Consider the following 15,585-nt stretch of genomic DNA (forward strand, 5'->3'; position numbering starts at 1 on the left):
GTCTACTCACTCTCCTTCTTGACTGGAATTCGTATGGTTATGGTAGTACCTCGTCCGGTACTGCTACTGATTTCAACCATTCCTTCTTTTCCGTAGAACAACTGCAGCCGCCTAAACACATTTTGCATTCCAAGTCCTGTTGAACTGTCACTTTCGACTTTGCCTTCAAGACGGAGCACGGACAGTCGGGTTTCCTCCGTCATACCCTTTCCGTTGTCTGAGATTTCAATTTGTACATCCTCGTTCGCTCGCGACAACGTCAACGTGATAATGGCTCCGTCCTCCATATCTGCCACACCATGAAGAAAAGCGTTTTCAATAAATGGCTGGATCGTCAAGGCCGGAATTTGCTGCTGAAGAACGGAAGCGTCAAAGTGCAGATTAAAGAGAATTCTGTCCCGGAAGCGCGCCTGCTGAATGGTCACGTATTCGCGAATATGATCCAGTTCCTCCTGAAGAGTTACGGGTTTGTCCAGCTTCTGCAGACTGTACCGTAGTAGATTGGACAGCGAAACGATCAGGTCGCTGGTTTTCTCCGCCCCTTCCAGGATCGCCAGCTTGGAGAGCACATTTAAGGTATTGAATAAAAAGTGCGGATTAATTTGATTTTGCAGAGCCAGAAGCTCCAGTTCCTTCACAAGCCGTCGCATTTCCAGACTCTGTTTATCCTTCTCAATGAGGATACTCAAATCGGCGGACATTTGCGAAATGGCGTCCGACAGTACGCCTAGCTCGTCATCCCGTCGCGGTGGGGGCTTGATATTCAGATCACCTGTAGCGATTCGCTTCGCCAGTCCGACAAGTCTGCTGACAGGGCCAGTAATGCTGCGCGAGATCCAGATTGCAAGCAAAACCCCCATCAGCGCGTTCATGCCGAACAATGCCACTCCTAAAACGTTCATTCGCTCATTTTTGTTCCGAATGTTCTCGATGATCGGCCGGTAATAGGCCAGTTCAGCATCGATCAGTCGCTGTCCCTCCTCATGAATATAGCTGACGGTTTTCTCCGCTTCAATATAATGTTCAAAAGCCGATTGAGGATCTTGTGTATTTGCATCCAGAACTGCGGCTTGTTTCTGTTCAAGAAATGTGGTCAACAAATTCACGTAGTCCTCCTCGGCGAAGGAAGGGTCGGTCGAGTCGGAGACTTCTTGGATTTTGCCTTTCAACTGCATTAATTGGTATTCTGTCGGACCCTGCATAGCCTTATCGTCCCTTGGATTAAGCAGATAGGCATATAGGAGCTTTAAGTTGCTCTCCGCCGATTCGGAGGTTTGCTCGATGAGGAGAATGCGGCCAAGCATTTCATCGTAGCTCTGTTGTACGACCTTTCCGCTTTGGAATACAAAATAAGCGATGATATTGGCGAACACAACTAGAAGAGGGATGAACAGAAGCAGCTTCGTTCTGATCGTCATCGTCTGTCATCTCCGGACATGTTGTCGGGAGTGTCCGCATGCACTTCATATACCCTGGTGTATGTTAATTGCTGGGGATCATTCCCCTTTAGATAATCATTCAGCAATTTTATGGCCTTAGCCCCCATTTCTTCTGGCTGTTGAACAAGGGTCAGTTCGATTTTGCGATCTTTGATCGCTTCCAACGTCTCAGCCATATCGTCAAAAGCGAAAATCTGCAAGTTCTGCGCTCCGCGCCGTTCCGAGGCTTCCAGAATGCCAAGGCCGTCCAGCGCACTGAATCCGACCATGTAGCGGATCTGCGGATATCGGGCGAGCATGTTTTGAGCTTGCTGGGCTGCCTGAAGCCGTGAAATATTTGAGGAGCGAATCTCCACAATGTGGAGATTGGGATAGCGGCTGATCACGGAGCGAAATCCGGCAAGCCTGAGTCGCTGATTCTCGACGTGCTCGCTACTGATCATAACTCCAATGTCGCCACGCTCTCCAGAGGCTTTCGCTAATAGCGCGCCCATCTGTTTTCCTGCTCCTTCGTTATCCGTTCCGACGTAAGCCAGCCTTCGGGAGTCCGGTTCGTCCGTATCGATCGCGATGACAGGTATGCCAAGTCCGGCTGCTTTGTCGATTAATCGTCGATACTCCGGATCATTTATCCCTTGAACCAGAATTGCATCCGCCTTGGCAGCGATCGCTTTATCCAGCAGTTTGATCTGCTCGGACGGATTAATGCGGTCTGGACCGATATAATCGAGCCGCATACCGTACTGTTCCGCTTCTTTTCGGGCTCCTTGTTCAATGGACCGCCAGTAATAATTATCTAGCTCTTGCGATATCAATACCACTTTTGTATCGGAACCCCCGTCGTTTGGTGAAACCGTCTTCAATTGTTCTGCAAATTGGTGGATTTGAAAGGAAGACAGAGTGAACTGAAAGAGCAGCCAGGCAAATAGCAGGAAGACCGGGATAAGGATAAATGTCCATTTACGGTTTGACATGTCTTGCTCCTTTGTAAATATTTAGAGACTTAACTCATTATACAGTAGCCAAAGAAGCGTAGGCAGCTATCGCCATCATAAGCGCGATTATTGAGGAGATGGAAGTCGAGCAGGCACTAAATGAATTCCGTGGAAAGATAGCATTGGAGATAGGCCCCTACCAGTAGGATTAGGACATTTTTAAGTCCAGAAACTGCTGCAGGGGCTTAAGTATATAAAAATAACCTCACTAAATCAGACCATGCTTTTTAAAGCTGTGAAACAGTCCATCTTCATCCACAGCATCCGTAATGTCATCTGCAATGGCTTTGAGGCCCGGTTTGGCATTTCCCATGGCAATTCCTAGGGCACAATATTCAATCATTTCAGCATCGTTCATCCCGTCTCCGATAGCAATGGTGTCTTCTTGGGATCTTCCCAAATGCTCAATAAGCTTTTCAATAGCTACGGCTTTGTGAATACCGGGAACCATTAGCTCACCACTGTCTTGCCCGAAAGCAGATACAGTACATTGAATAACCTCAAATTTCCCTGCGAATTCCTTTTTGATTTGTTCAAAAGGAACATTTTTATTTTCCAAAAAACATGCTTTGTTCACGTCACTACGGTACAGGTTGTCCTCTCCTATAGTTAGGCCGGTGATAAAAGGATGCGGGCGTTGTTCTTTTTTTTCTCTGGCCACGGGATCATTGTCTACATCTCCGTAGATAAGCCGTTCCACATGGGGCAAAAAGTTTTTACTCGCAAACAGTCCCCCGTTCGATTCCAAATAAAAGTCCAAATCATGTTCATCAAAGTAATCGACCATATGTCTAACATCTTCATCCGATACTTTGTGGTGATATAACATCTCACCTTCGATTTCTACAAAGCCCCCGCCAGCTCCGATGATCCCGTCAAAACCGACCTCCATGATAAAATCATAAATCTCCGCTTTGGATCGGCCAGTGCATAAATAAATCAGATGTCCGTTCTTTCTCGCTTCGATACATGCTGTTTTTGCAGATTCGGGAATCATACCATCATCATTCACTAGCGTTCCATCTATATCTAAAAAGATAATCTTTTTGTTCATCTTAGGCTGCTCCTTGCTCTCCAATGTTTTCTTTTATGTTACTACATTTACCGCACTTAAAGTACATATTGAACTGAAAAAACACTAGATAGAAAGAGAGAAACGGGATGGATCAAAATGGAAATGGGAAACCCTCTGATCACGCGAAAGTTAGGATTTTTGACACCTAAATACGAAACTGGTCATGATTTTGATAACGCTTTCCACAGGCCTATTGCTACAATGACGGTATATACCCATTCTAATTACCGGAGGTTGAATGCCGTGTCATTTAAAGTAGCTTTTATTGGAGCAGGAAGCATCGGTTTTACCCGTGGAATTTTGCGAGATCTGTTATCGGTGCCGGAATTTAATGATATTGAAGTGGCTTTTACGGATATCAGTCAGCACAATCTGGATATGGTTACTGAGCTGTGCCAGCGGGATATTCGCGAGAATGGTTTGTCCATACAAATACAGTCCTCTACGGACCGTAAGATAGCTTTAAAGGATGCCAAATACGTCATTTGTACGATCCGGGTTGGCGGGCTGGAGGGCTTTGCAACCGATGTGGATATTCCACTGAAATATGGCGTGGATCAATGCGTGGGCGATACACTGTGTGCAGGAGGGATTATGTACGGTCAGCGTGGTATCGCTGAAATGCTGGCCATCTGCAAGGATATCCGCGAGCTAAGTGCACCGGATGTATTGCTGCTGAACTACTCGAACCCCATGGCAATGATGACGTGGGCCTGTAATAAATACAGCGGTGTGCGTACAATCGGTTTATGTCACGGCGTACAGCATGGGCATCACCAAATTGCCGAGGTGTATGGTCTGGAGAAGCAGGATGTGGACATTGTGTGCGCCGGAATCAATCACCAGACGTGGTACATTCAGGCGTCACATGAAGGCAAGGATCTGACAGCCGGACTGCTGGAGGCTTTTGAAAAACATCCCGAATATAGCCGTACCGAAAAGGTGCGCATCGACATGCTTCGCCGTTTTGGCTATTACAGCACAGAGTCGAATGGTCATCTAAGTGAATATGTACCTTGGTACCGGAAGCGTCCGAATGAAATTATGGACTGGATTGATCTAGGCAGCTGGATCAACGGAGAAACAGGCGGCTATCTGCGTGTATGTACAGAAGGACGTAATTGGTTTGAAACAGATTTCCCTAACTGGATGAAAGAAGAGCCATTGGAGTACAAGGCGGAAAATCGCGGTGAAGAGCATGGTTCATACATTATCGAAGGTCTGGAAACCGGACGTGTATACCGGGGGCATTTTAATGTCGTTAATAACGGTGTGATTTCCAATTTGCCGGACGATGCGATTATTGAAGCGCCTGGATATGTGGATCGGAATGGTATCTCCATGCCACATGTAGGAGACCTTCCGCTCGGTCCTGCTGCCGTCTGCAATGTAAGTATTTCCGTCCAGCGTTTGGCTGTCGAAGCAGCTGTACATGGTGACGACATGCTACTTCGGCAAGCGTTTATGATGGACCCGTTAGTGGGCGCGGTGTGTAATCCCAAAGAAATTTGGCAGATGGTCGATGAGATGCTAGTGGCACAGGAAGCATGGCTGCCGCAATACGGAGCAGCGATTGCCGAGGCGCGCCAACGTTTGGCTGCAGGCGATCTGATTCCAACCCGGCCTTATGAGGGAGCAGCACGACTTAAGGTGAAGACGGTTGAAGAAATGCAACTGGATCGGGATGCCGCCAATAAAAATGCAGGACAATCCGACAAGGGCAAGGATCGCGAAAAAGTGTAGAACAACAAGGGCAGAGATTGACTTCACAACAATAAAAGGGTGTTTTCACGGTCATGAGGGCCTGAAAACACCCTTTTGCTGTCGATAGATATAACGATTTGGCATAGTTGGCGTTCTGGAGTTTATCATTGTCGATTTAGGCTGACGGAAATTAAAGAATACGGTCTTGCTTTTTATGAATTTGCTCTTTTGCCGTCGATCCTAAATCTCCCGAAAGCTTGTTATAGCAGGGATGTTCAACAAATGAAGAAACCGACTTCAGAAAAAGAGGGGCCGTGATGAACCACTAGGGTGGCAATTCATATGCCTAATTAATAATGTAGTCCTTAATTTATTCAATTTACAGCAGATTTCCAGCTCACTATAATCTAACATAGGAGGTGACAAAAAGGGGAAAATGTGAGCGCATGCACAAATAGAAAGCGCTTACCTTTCGCAACTATGAACGCCACTTTTTTTGGAGAGAGTAGAGTAGGCGTAACTCACAATTAATCATGTAACAATCAGGTGCCGACATAGGAAGATTCAACAAAATCCACGGAAAGATAGGTGAAGCAATTGAAAACAAAGCAAGTGCTTCGTAAAGGAATGAAGTATGCTTTTGCGCTATCACTCGTCGCAAGCAGCTTTCTACCAGGTGCAGGATTTACGGATAAAATACATGCAGAATCCCATGTCGATAATCCTTACCAAGGAGCGACAAAATATGTTAACCCTGATTATGCGGCTAGTGTCGACACATCGATTGCCAAGATTACAGATGCGAACCTGAAGGCAAAAATGCAAACGGTCAAAACGTTCCCGACAGCCGTATGGCTTGATCGTATCGCTGCTATTAACGGCGGTGGAGGCAAGCTTGGCCTGGAAGCGCATTTGGACCAAGTATTGGCGCAAAAGAAAGGCAACATGCCGATTACGGCGGAATTCATTGTGTATGATCTGCCCGGACGAGATTGTCATGCCTTGGCTTCCAATGGTGAATTGCCGTTGACTCAGGCAGGTCTGGAAACGTACAAAAAGGATTATATTGACAAAATCGCTTCTATTTTTGCGAATCCCAAATATAAGGATATTCGCATCGTAGCGATCATTGAACCGGACAGTTTGCCAAATCTGGTAACCAATCTGGATACTCCCCAATGTGGACAAGCCAAATCTACAGGAATTTATGAGGCTGGCGTTAAATACACAATGAATAAGCTGAACGAGATTCCGAATGTGTACAAATACGTGGATATCGGTCACTCTGGTTGGTTAGGTTGGGATAACAACCGTACAGCAACGGTATCTCTGTTTACAACTATCTTCAAAGATACTAGCAAAGGTTTGTCCAGTGTGGATGGCTTTATCACGAATACAGCCAATACTTCACCGTTGACAGAACCGAATCTGCCTGATCCCAACCTGAATATTGGCGGGCAGCCGATCAAATCATCCAAATTCTACGAATGGAATCCTAATTTCGATGAATCGGATTTCGCTGAGTCCTTGCATAGAGATTTTGTCAATGCAGGCTGGCCAAGCTCGCTCGGCATGTTAATTGATACCGGCCGTAATGGATGGGGAGGACCTAACCGTCCGACTTCCGCAGTCGGCAATGATATTAACTCCTATGTAAACTCAGGTCGTGTGGACAAACGTTCGCACCGTGGTAACTGGTGTAATAGCAGCGGAGCAGGGATGGGAACACCGCCACAAACGGCTCCAGCTGGCCATATCGATGCCTATGTCTGGGCGAAACCTCCAGGGGATTCCGATGGTTCCAGTTCACTCATTCCGAACGATGAGGGGAAAGGCTTTGACCGTATGTGTGATCCTACCTATACAACCAAGGATGGCACATTAACGGATGCTTTGCCGAATGCACCTATTTCAGGAGCATGGTTCCATGATCAGTTTGTGATGCTGGTACAAAATGCGTACCCTGCAATCGTGCCTTCCACTGGTGGTGTGGACCCAGCGCCTACAGCTCCAGCTGTACCGTCTGGCTTAAAGGCCGTAGCTGGTAATGCTCAAGTGACGCTGACTTGGAGTGCGTCTACTGGTGCCGATAGCTACACGGTAAAACGTGCCACTAGCGAAGCAGGTCCTTTTACAGCCGTTGCCCCTCTTGTAACGGAAAGAGAGTACACAGATAAGGGACTGACGAACGGAACAACTTACTTCTATGTTGTAAGTGCTACGAATGCGAAAGGAACAAGTAAAGATTCTGCAACGGTAAGTGCTGAACCTAAAGGTACACCGACTGATCCAACAGAACCAGCGGGTGATCTGGTTGTAATGTACCGGGCCGGGGACACCGACCCAGCGAATAACGCAGTTAAGCCTTTCCTTAACCTGAAAAATAAAGGCACAACACCTGTGAAGTTGAGTGAGCTGAAAATCCGTTACTATTTTACGAAGGATGGCAGCCAAGAGCTGCAATCCGTAGTAGACTATGCGCAAGTAGGCAATGATAACGTGCTGCGTACCATTACAGACAACTATATTGAAATTGGTTTCAGTGCTGCTGCCGGCACGCTTGCTGCTGGAGCGCAAACAGGTGATATTCAGATCCGCATGAACAATAGCGACTGGTCTAACCTGAACGAATCCAATGATTATTCCTTTGATCCAACTAAAACCTCTTATGCAGAATGGAACAAAGTAACGTTGTTCCACAATGATAAGCTGGTGTGGGGAATCGAGCCTTAGGATTCGGCTAGAACATGTGCCCCTTGAGTGATTGAAAAGTAGTAAAAGAAGGCTACGGCATAACTGTCGTAGCCTTCTTTTACGTCTTCGAATAAAGAATTTGATGACCAAGGGAATAAGCATTGAAATTGTGTATAATGAAAAAAAGAATGCTGTTTCTACTGTGGAGGGTCATCATGAGCAAAAAGTTAATCTTAGATGTAGATACGGGCATTGACGACGCGCTTGCTATTGCGTACGCGGTCCATTCGCCGGAATTGGAGCTACTCGGTATTACAACCACCTTTGGCAATATCTCGGTGGAGGAGGCAACACGTAACTCACTGATTCTGCTGGAAAAACTAGGGGTAGAGGCTCCGGTCGTGTCTGGGGCTCACAAGCCGTATGCTCGGGAGCTGTTCAAACCTTATTCTCGGCATATTCACGGTGAAGACGGTATTGGCAATCAGTTGAAAGGAGCGCCCTCCCGTCAGGCTGCGTCTGGGGATGCCGCTGATTTTATAATCGGACAGGCTCGTCGCTATGAGGGCAAACTTACCCTGGTAGCTGTGGGACCGCTGACCAATCTTGCATTTGCATTGGATCGCTGTCCCGAATTGCCCCAATTGCTTGAGCGTCTGATCATCATGGGCGGCGCGGTCACAGTGAAAGGGAATGTAACTCCAACGGCTGAAGCGAATATTTATGCCGATCCAGAAGCCGCAGCCTATGTGCTGGGAGCGGGCTTTCCGCTTACGCTCGTCGGGCTGGACGTCACGATGCAGACACTGCTTCCCCAGCAGGATGTGGACAAATGGCGTGAGCAAGGGACCGAGCTGGGCGCGTTTATGGCAGATATGACAGACTTTTATATGGAAGCCTATCGCAATTTCAGACCTGGCATTGCAGGCTGTGCTTTGCATGACCCTTTAGCCGTAGGGTTGGCTATTGACTCCAGTTTTGTGGAGACGCGTCCAATGCACATTGCCGTCGAGGTGGGCGATTCCACCGAGGTTGGTCGCACCCGTGAGATGCAAAATGAGAACGAAGCTCAAGCACTGACTACGGTTGATGTGGCACTTAAAGTCGATGCGGAGCGATTTTTGCGTCATTTTCTTAGCCGGGTGGTATAAATTAGCCGGGTGGTATAAAAAAATAATTCAAAGATTGCCGATGAATCTGCATCGGCAATCTTTTGTGCATACATGTTTAAGGGCTTTCATCTAGAGGTGGACTCACCGCTATAAAAATCCCACGTCATGGTATAATATGTGCAATTGGATAAAACTGCCAGACTACAAAGGAGGAGATTGATTGTGTTTTCTGCTGCTCGACGACTACCTTTGCTGGAACATATGTATAATCATGCCCCGACAGGAATCGTGATTTTGTCGAGGGAAGGGAAGTGCCTGTACGTCAATCCCGCCTTTTGCAAAATGGTCGGATATGAGCAGGAGGAATTACTGGATATCCGATATTACCATCTCTTGTATAAAGAGGCTCAGGATCAGCGAGGGTTGAGGGAGGCTTACGCAGGTTGGCTACAGGCTACGGATCAAGTCTACAAGACTGAGTTGCGTTTGAAACATAAACGGGGAACATCCGTCTGGCTATCGCTGGAATTAACCATATTTGATGATGAGGCTACCGAACAATCTTATTTGATTGCGTATGCAATGGATATCACGGAGAAAAAGGACATGGAGCAGGTGCTCTCGGATAATGAGGATTTGTATATGCTGATTACGGAAAATACGCCGGATGTTATCTCATATAGCACGGCGGACGGCATACTCCAATATATCTCTCCTTCGGTGGAAAAACTCCTAGGCTATACGAAACAGGAGATGCTTGGGAAAAAACGATTGCAATTTTACCATGTCGAAGATGCCGATTACATGCGTGTACATGGAATGTTCAAGGAAACAGGCATCATGAAGCGGCGTGTTCGTCATAAGGACGGGCACTATTTGTGGCTGGAAGTATCGTACCGCATTATTCGGGATGAACGGGGCAGAATCAAGCGAGTTCTATCCATCGGACGAAATATCACAGAGCGCCAGAAGAGCGAGGAGAACCTGGCAAAAGCTCAACAGTTGGCGATGTTCGGCTCATGGGACTGGGATCTGGTCAACAATGTTATGCATTTCTCCAAGGAATTTCGCAGCATATTTGGCTATTGTGTCAAGCCGGTTGAAACAAGTATTGACGCGTTCATGGCGGCTGTTCATCCAGAAGATACAGAGCGCATGAAACAGATTATCACCAACGTTATATTGAAGGGAATACACGAAGAGACCTTTTACCGAATTGTATTGCCGAATGGGGAACAAAAGGTACTGCGTTCAATCTGGGAAGCTGAAATGGACGAGCATGCAGGCAAGCCCGTTCAAGTGGTGGGTATGATCCAGGATGTTACAGAGCACCGGGAAATGGAGCAGCGCCTGCGTGAAAGTGAAAACCGCTATAAGTCACTATTTCAGCATAATCCACTCGGGATATGCGCCGTGAATATGGAAGGTCATATCTTAAGTGTGAATCCGAGCTTGGAGGAGCTTACGGGTTATACGAAGGATGAGTTGCTTGGGGCTGACATACTTATCATGGCTTCCTCTGAGGAACAGGATAAAATCAAGCGTCACATGGAGCTGGCCAAGCAGGGTGAGACGCAAACCTATGAATCGGAATTTATACATAAGGAGGGGGAGCGTCTATTTATCAAGATGACGAATATCCCGATTTTCGTGCAAGAGGAAATTGTAGGCTGCTACGGGATTATAGAAAATGTTACCCCTCTCAAAAGCTACATTGCTCAAATTGAGAAGCTCAGTAATGAGCATTCGCTTATTTTGAATGCTGTATCCGAAGGAATTGTGGGTTTAAGTACCGAAGGACATGTCCGCTTTATGAACCCGGCAGCTGTCGAGATGTTCGGCGTAGGATCGGCCAAACCGCTGAATGGCGCATGCATAGACATGATCCGCCATGCTGACGAAATTGGCAGTCATTTTCCGGACGAACAGTCCTCTATTCTTCAAGCGATTCGAAGCGGAGCCTCTTATCAGGCAGAGGAAGCAGTATTTTGGAAAAAAGGCGGGTCCAGCTTTCTGGCCTCCTATCGAATCAGCCCTTTGATGGATAATGGCGAGCGAAAAGGGGCTGTGATGGTTTTTGTAGACAGGACGAATGAAAAGGAGATCATTCGGGCCAAGGAGTCTGCCGAACGCGCCGATCGGGCCAAGTCAGAGTTTCTCTCTGTGATGAGTCATGAGCTCCGTACACCGATGAACGGCATTATAGGTATGGCGGGGTTACTCGCAGATACTGAATTGGATGAGGAGCAGCGTAGCTATATAGATATTATTACCAGTAGCAGTGGTGCTTTAATGCAGATATTGAACGAGATACTGGATTTGAGCAAAATCGAAGCTGGTAAAATGTCTTTGCTGCACGAATCCTTTGTGCTAGATGACGTGGTCGGCAGTGTGGCTGACCTATTCATGACGCAGGCTATGGAAAAAGGCATTGAGCTGGAATGGCATGTGGATCAGGAAATGCCGGGGATGCTGGTCGGTGATCATGTGCGTATCCGGCAGGTGCTGGTGAATTTGGTGAGCAATGCGATCAAATTTACGGAGCGAGGGCGTGTAAATATCTTTGTGGAGAGAAAGGCTTACAGCCGTCGTAAAAATAGATGCCTAATTGAGTTCAGTGTTACTGATACTGGAATCGGTATTCCAGCAGACCGCCAACATCTATTGTTTCAGCCTTTTTCCCAGCTTCATCCGGCACTGAACCGAAAATATGGAGGGACAGGACTGGGATTGTCCATCTGTAAAAACTTGGTCAAGCTGATGGGGGGTTCCATTGGTGTGGATAGCGATGAGGCCAGAGGAGCGACGTTCCGGTTCCAGTTGGATCTTAAGCTGCCGGATGGTTCAACGCTCGCGAATATAAGCCGTGATGGACCTTATGAGTCAAAGGAAGGCTAAAAAAAGATAGCCGTGATGCATGATGCATCACGGCTATTTTTTTGTAAGAAATCCCCAAAGAAAAGATTGACAAACTGTTCTAACTGTACTATTAATTATAGTACAGTTAGAACAGCTGAGCTTATACAAATGAATCAGATTAAGTCTTGAAAGGAGGAAGTCCATGTTCGAGCTGGATATCCGCAGCCGTAAGCCGATCTACGAACAGCTTATGGACAGGGTAAAGGAAATGATCGTGTATGGATCACTTCAGCCGGATGAGCAATTGCCTTCTGTGCGGACATTGTCCGCTCAGCTAACGGTGAATCCAAATACGATTCAGAAGGCGTATCGCGAGTTGGAACGAGAAGGATACATTTATTCCGTTCAGGGCAAAGGCAGCTTTGTCACACCTGCCCAACATCAGCCACAACAAATCAAGCGAGATGAGGTTCGGGCGGCGTTGTTAAAACAGATGATTGTAGCCGTCCATTTCGGTTTTACACAGCAGGAAGTGGACGACATGTACGTGGAAGCTATACAAACAAAGGAAAGGGGGATGTCCCTTGATTGAATTAAGGGAAGTCACAAAGACATTTACAGAAGAAAAGGCTGTCGACCAGCTCGCCCTTAGAGTGAAGAAGGGCTCCATTTTTGGACTGCTGGGCTCAAACGGGGCGGGGAAAACAACACTGCTCAAAATCATCGCCGGGATTTACCGACCGGATGCAGGAAAGGTACTGATTGGCGGACAGTCCGTATATGAGCAGCCAGAAGTCAAGCAGCACATTCTGTTTATGCCAGACACCCCCTATTTTTTTCCGCAAGCGACAATTCGTCAGATGGCCCGGTTTTACCGCTCCATTTATCCAAGCTGGAGTGAGGAACGCTACATACAGCTTACGGAGATTTTTAAGCTAGATCCTAAACGAAAGCTTCACCGTTTTTCCAAGGGGATGAAGCGTCAGGCTGCATTTTTGCTTGCCTTGAGCTGTATGCCTGAGCTGCTCATTTTGGATGAACCGATTGATGGGCTGGACCCGGTGATGCGTAGAATGATCAAAAATTTACTGTTCCAGGAAACCGCTGCACGCAAGATGACCGTCGTGATCTCATCTCATAATTTGCGTGAAATAGAAGACATGTGTGATCACGTCGGCATTATGCACCAGGGGCGGATGCTGTTGGAAAAAGAGGTCGACGACCTCAAGTCTGATACGCATAAGGTGCAGGTTGCCTTTCGTGAAAGCACGCATGAGGAAACCGTATGTGGACAACTTTCGGTTGTACATAAGGAGCGGAGGGGCAGTGTTCTGCTGCTCATTATCCGGGGGGAACGAGAGCGGATTGCAGAGACGATTGAGGCGTATGAGCCGCATGTGTTTGATTTGCTGCCGTTGACGCTTGAAGAAATTTTCATTTATGAAATGGAGGACGCAGGTTATGACATCCAACCGATTCTTCTGTAGCGGCGGCGTAATTCGCCAATGTCTGAGACAGCATGGCTGGATCGGTCTATTGTACTTGGCGGGGTTATTGTTTACGGTGCCACTGCCACTATTTATGAGTACTGGAAACGAGCGAGTGCCCACGGTTTTGAGAAGCTTGTTCGATAGTACAATCCCAGGAAATGAATTGCAAAATATTATTTTCTTGACTGTGCCTGTGCTGGCGGGCGTGATGTTGCTTCGTTTTATTCAGCGGAAGGGTTCATCAGATTTATACCATAGTCTTCCTTTACGCAGAGAGCATCTGTTATCGGCACATTTAATTAGCGGCCTTATCCTTTTACTCGTACCTATTTGGCTGACCGCGGGAGTAACTGCCCTGCTAAATACGTCGGTTGAACTATCTTATATTTTTTATATCAATGATATTGGATCGTGGGCTTTGGTCGTATCCGTCCTTACGATTTTCCTGTTTACCTTTACCGTGTTTGTAGGTATCTGTGTAGGACAATCGCTGTTGCAAGCTGTTGTAGTGTATGTTTTGCTGTTGTTGCCCTTTTTCTTGTACTCCATGATAAGTCGTTTTCTGGGGCACAATCTATATGGTTACTCTCAGATTTTGGGAACCATTGTTCAGAACGGTAATGGCGTGGGGTTGCGTAGCAGCAATAATATTTGGTATAGTTTATCGCCGTTCGTCCGCATTATGGATTTGTCGAGTAGCGTATTTTCATATGTGGAGCTGCTTATTTATATGGGTGTTTCCTTGCTGTTTGTGATTTTAGGCTATGTGTTATATCGCAAGCGGCTGGTAGAAAAGGCAACACAGGCTATGGCCTTTACTTTCTTTCAACCCTTTTTTAAAGCAGGGGTCATGTTATGTGCCATGTTGCTGATAGGAGAATATTTTTATAGCACAGGAGGCCAGGGGAGAGATTGGTCAATTTTCGGGTATGTGCTTGGAGCTATTTTAGGTTATATTGCTGTGGAGATGGTCATCCGCAAGACATGGCAAATTGTACGTATTCGCGCTTTGCTGGAGCTGGTTGCATATGGGGCAGTTTTGGGTCTGGCAATGTACATCCCCACGTCTAGTTGGATAGGCTACGAGGAACGGATTCCAACCGCTCATTCAGTCGAGCAAGTCTATGCTGGGCAAAATTTGTATCTGGACGGGGGAGCGACACAGAAAAATCTCTATTTTTCGCAAGATAAAGTTTTTATTGCTGCTGTGCTGAATTTACAGCGTGAGCTTGTAAGTGCACACTCAGTTGGAGAGTCGGCTGGGTCCAATAAAGAACCGCAACAAATGATATCCATTGCCTATCGTTTGGACGATGGTACCATTATGACTCGTAGCTATACATTTCCAGAGCAGCCTTTCCGGGCAGCGCTGGCGAATGTGATGCTGTCTGAGCCTTACAAAACAGTAAGCTACTCACTTGATAAGCTGTATGGTAAAGCGGAGACGATCAGCATTCAATCGGCAGATGATAATGAACGGCGAGTTGTTCTGACTGATCCGGAAGATATTCGTGAATTTGAAGCTGTATTGAAAGAAGAAGTTTTGGGCATGAGCTATAGTGAAATGCAGGCAGGTTCTTACGCGTTGGGGAATATTAATATTGTGAACAAACCTTCATCTGTTTTGTCAGAAGAACCAGAGTGGACTCGCACTGTCTCCTTTAATTGGCGTATATCCTTCCACAAGCTGAATGCTTGGCTGGAACGCAAAGGATACGCCGACAAGGTGATTGTCACGTCGAAAGACATTATATCGATTCGAGCTATTCCAATGGTTTCTCAAGAGAAGAAGTCGTATCAGCCCGGTAAGTATATTGAACCAGCGAATTTGTTCAGAATATTGCAGCAGAAGTATAAAGTCACCACAATTGAAGATCCAAAACTTTGGAATACTGTGCTGGATAACCGAAATGACTACAGCTATGATCCACAAGTAGAGAAAGGCACTTATCTGTTCCAAGTTAAAATCAAGTCCATCAGCGGTTCCGGCTTTCATACGATTTATTACTTATTAACCTCAAAAGACATCACACCGGAGCTTGCGAAGGCATTACCGACAGCTCCTTAAGTGGGACAGCATCTGGTTTGGATGGCATATGGACGGAGGTAGATGAACATGGGATGGTTGGGACACGACATATAACAACCTCACCGACGGGCAAGAGCTCCTCCACATTAGAGATGACATAAAATAGATGCACAGAGAGATAGAACGTA

10 protein-coding genes are annotated in these 15,585 nt (G+C 46.6%); 7 read left to right on the forward strand and 3 right to left on the reverse strand.

The window, feature by feature from the left end:
• Positions 1–2: 2 nt before the first annotated feature.
• The 3 genes from MKY16_RS05535 to MKY16_RS05545 all read right to left on the reverse strand — a co-directional run bounded on the left by MKY16_RS05535 (position 3) and on the right by MKY16_RS05545 (position 3,488).
• Positions 3–1,418, reverse strand: coding sequence for a sensor histidine kinase (locus tag MKY16_RS05535; protein ID WP_340954507.1), 1,416 nt, complete (start codon positions 1,416–1,418; stop codon positions 3–5).
• A complete protein-coding gene (locus MKY16_RS05540; protein ID WP_340884553.1) occupies positions 1,415–2,413 on the reverse strand; it encodes a substrate-binding domain-containing protein in 999 nt (332 codons plus the stop codon). Before MKY16_RS05540 ends, MKY16_RS05535 begins: the two co-directional genes overlap by 4 nt.
• A gap of 229 nt (positions 2,414–2,642) precedes the next feature.
• The gene (locus tag MKY16_RS05545; RefSeq protein WP_069010348.1) at positions 2,643–3,488 is read right to left on the reverse strand and encodes a Cof-type HAD-IIB family hydrolase; all 846 of its coding nucleotides are present in this window, start codon (positions 3,486–3,488) and stop codon (positions 2,643–2,645) included.
• Positions 3,489–3,752: 264 nt separating this feature from the next.
• Between MKY16_RS05545 and MKY16_RS05550 the strand changes: the two genes are divergently transcribed.
• The 7 genes from MKY16_RS05550 (at position 3,753) to MKY16_RS05580 (ending at position 15,436) form a co-directional block, all read left to right on the forward strand.
• Positions 3,753–5,252, forward strand: coding sequence for an alpha-glucosidase/alpha-galactosidase (locus tag MKY16_RS05550; protein WP_340957554.1), 1,500 nt, complete (start codon positions 3,753–3,755; stop codon positions 5,250–5,252).
• Between the two features lie 549 nt (positions 5,253–5,801).
• Positions 5,802–7,946 (forward strand): glycoside hydrolase family 6 protein, encoded by a 2,145-nt coding sequence (locus tag MKY16_RS05555; RefSeq protein WP_165144453.1) that lies wholly within the window; start codon positions 5,802–5,804, stop codon positions 7,944–7,946.
• Between the two features lie 176 nt (positions 7,947–8,122).
• Entirely contained in the window at positions 8,123–9,058 is a 936-nt protein-coding gene (locus MKY16_RS05560) for a nucleoside hydrolase (RefSeq protein WP_340954510.1), read from the forward strand.
• 183 nt (positions 9,059–9,241) lie between these two features.
• On the forward strand, positions 9,242–11,917 hold the full coding sequence (locus MKY16_RS05565) for a PAS domain S-box protein (protein WP_340954512.1): 2,676 nt from the start codon (positions 9,242–9,244) through the stop codon (positions 11,915–11,917).
• 163 nt (positions 11,918–12,080) lie between these two features.
• The gene (locus MKY16_RS05570) at positions 12,081–12,470 is read left to right on the forward strand and encodes a GntR family transcriptional regulator (protein WP_307348096.1); all 390 of its coding nucleotides are present in this window, start codon (positions 12,081–12,083) and stop codon (positions 12,468–12,470) included.
• Positions 12,463–13,365 (forward strand): ABC transporter ATP-binding protein, encoded by a 903-nt coding sequence (locus tag MKY16_RS05575; protein WP_340954517.1) that lies wholly within the window; start codon positions 12,463–12,465, stop codon positions 13,363–13,365. The genes MKY16_RS05570 and MKY16_RS05575 overlap by 8 nt, the downstream gene beginning before the upstream one ends.
• Positions 13,340–15,436: a multidrug ABC transporter permease gene (locus tag MKY16_RS05580; RefSeq protein WP_340954519.1), complete on the forward strand. Its 2,097-nt coding sequence runs from the start codon at positions 13,340–13,342 to the stop codon at positions 15,434–15,436. Before MKY16_RS05575 ends, MKY16_RS05580 begins: the two co-directional genes overlap by 26 nt.
• The last annotated feature ends 149 nt before the right edge of the window (positions 15,437–15,585 follow it).

Source organism: Paenibacillus sp. FSL L8-0641 (assembly GCF_038006265.1).
GTDB classification, from domain to species: domain Bacteria; phylum Bacillota; class Bacilli; order Paenibacillales; family Paenibacillaceae; genus Paenibacillus; species Paenibacillus polymyxa_D.

What these genes read in the sequence shown, in the direction of transcription:
- MKY16_RS05535 (WP_340954507.1), bottom strand. Translation starts at nt 1,418, where the DNA reads ATGACGATCAGAACGAAGCTGCTTCTGTTCATCCCTCTTCTAGTTGTG.
- MKY16_RS05540 (WP_340884553.1), bottom strand. Translation starts at nt 2,413, where the DNA reads ATGTCAAACCGTAAATGGACATTTATCCTTATCCCGGTCTTCCTGCTA.
- MKY16_RS05545 (WP_069010348.1), bottom strand. Translation starts at nt 3,488, where the DNA reads ATGAACAAAAAGATTATCTTTTTAGATATAGATGGAACGCTAGTGAAT.
- MKY16_RS05560 (WP_340954510.1), top strand. Translation starts at nt 8,123, where the DNA reads ATGAGCAAAAAGTTAATCTTAGATGTAGATACGGGCATTGACGACGCG.
- MKY16_RS05570 (WP_307348096.1), top strand. Translation starts at nt 12,081, where the DNA reads ATGTTCGAGCTGGATATCCGCAGCCGTAAGCCGATCTACGAACAGCTT.
- MKY16_RS05580 (WP_340954519.1), top strand. Translation starts at nt 13,340, where the DNA reads ATGACATCCAACCGATTCTTCTGTAGCGGCGGCGTAATTCGCCAATGT.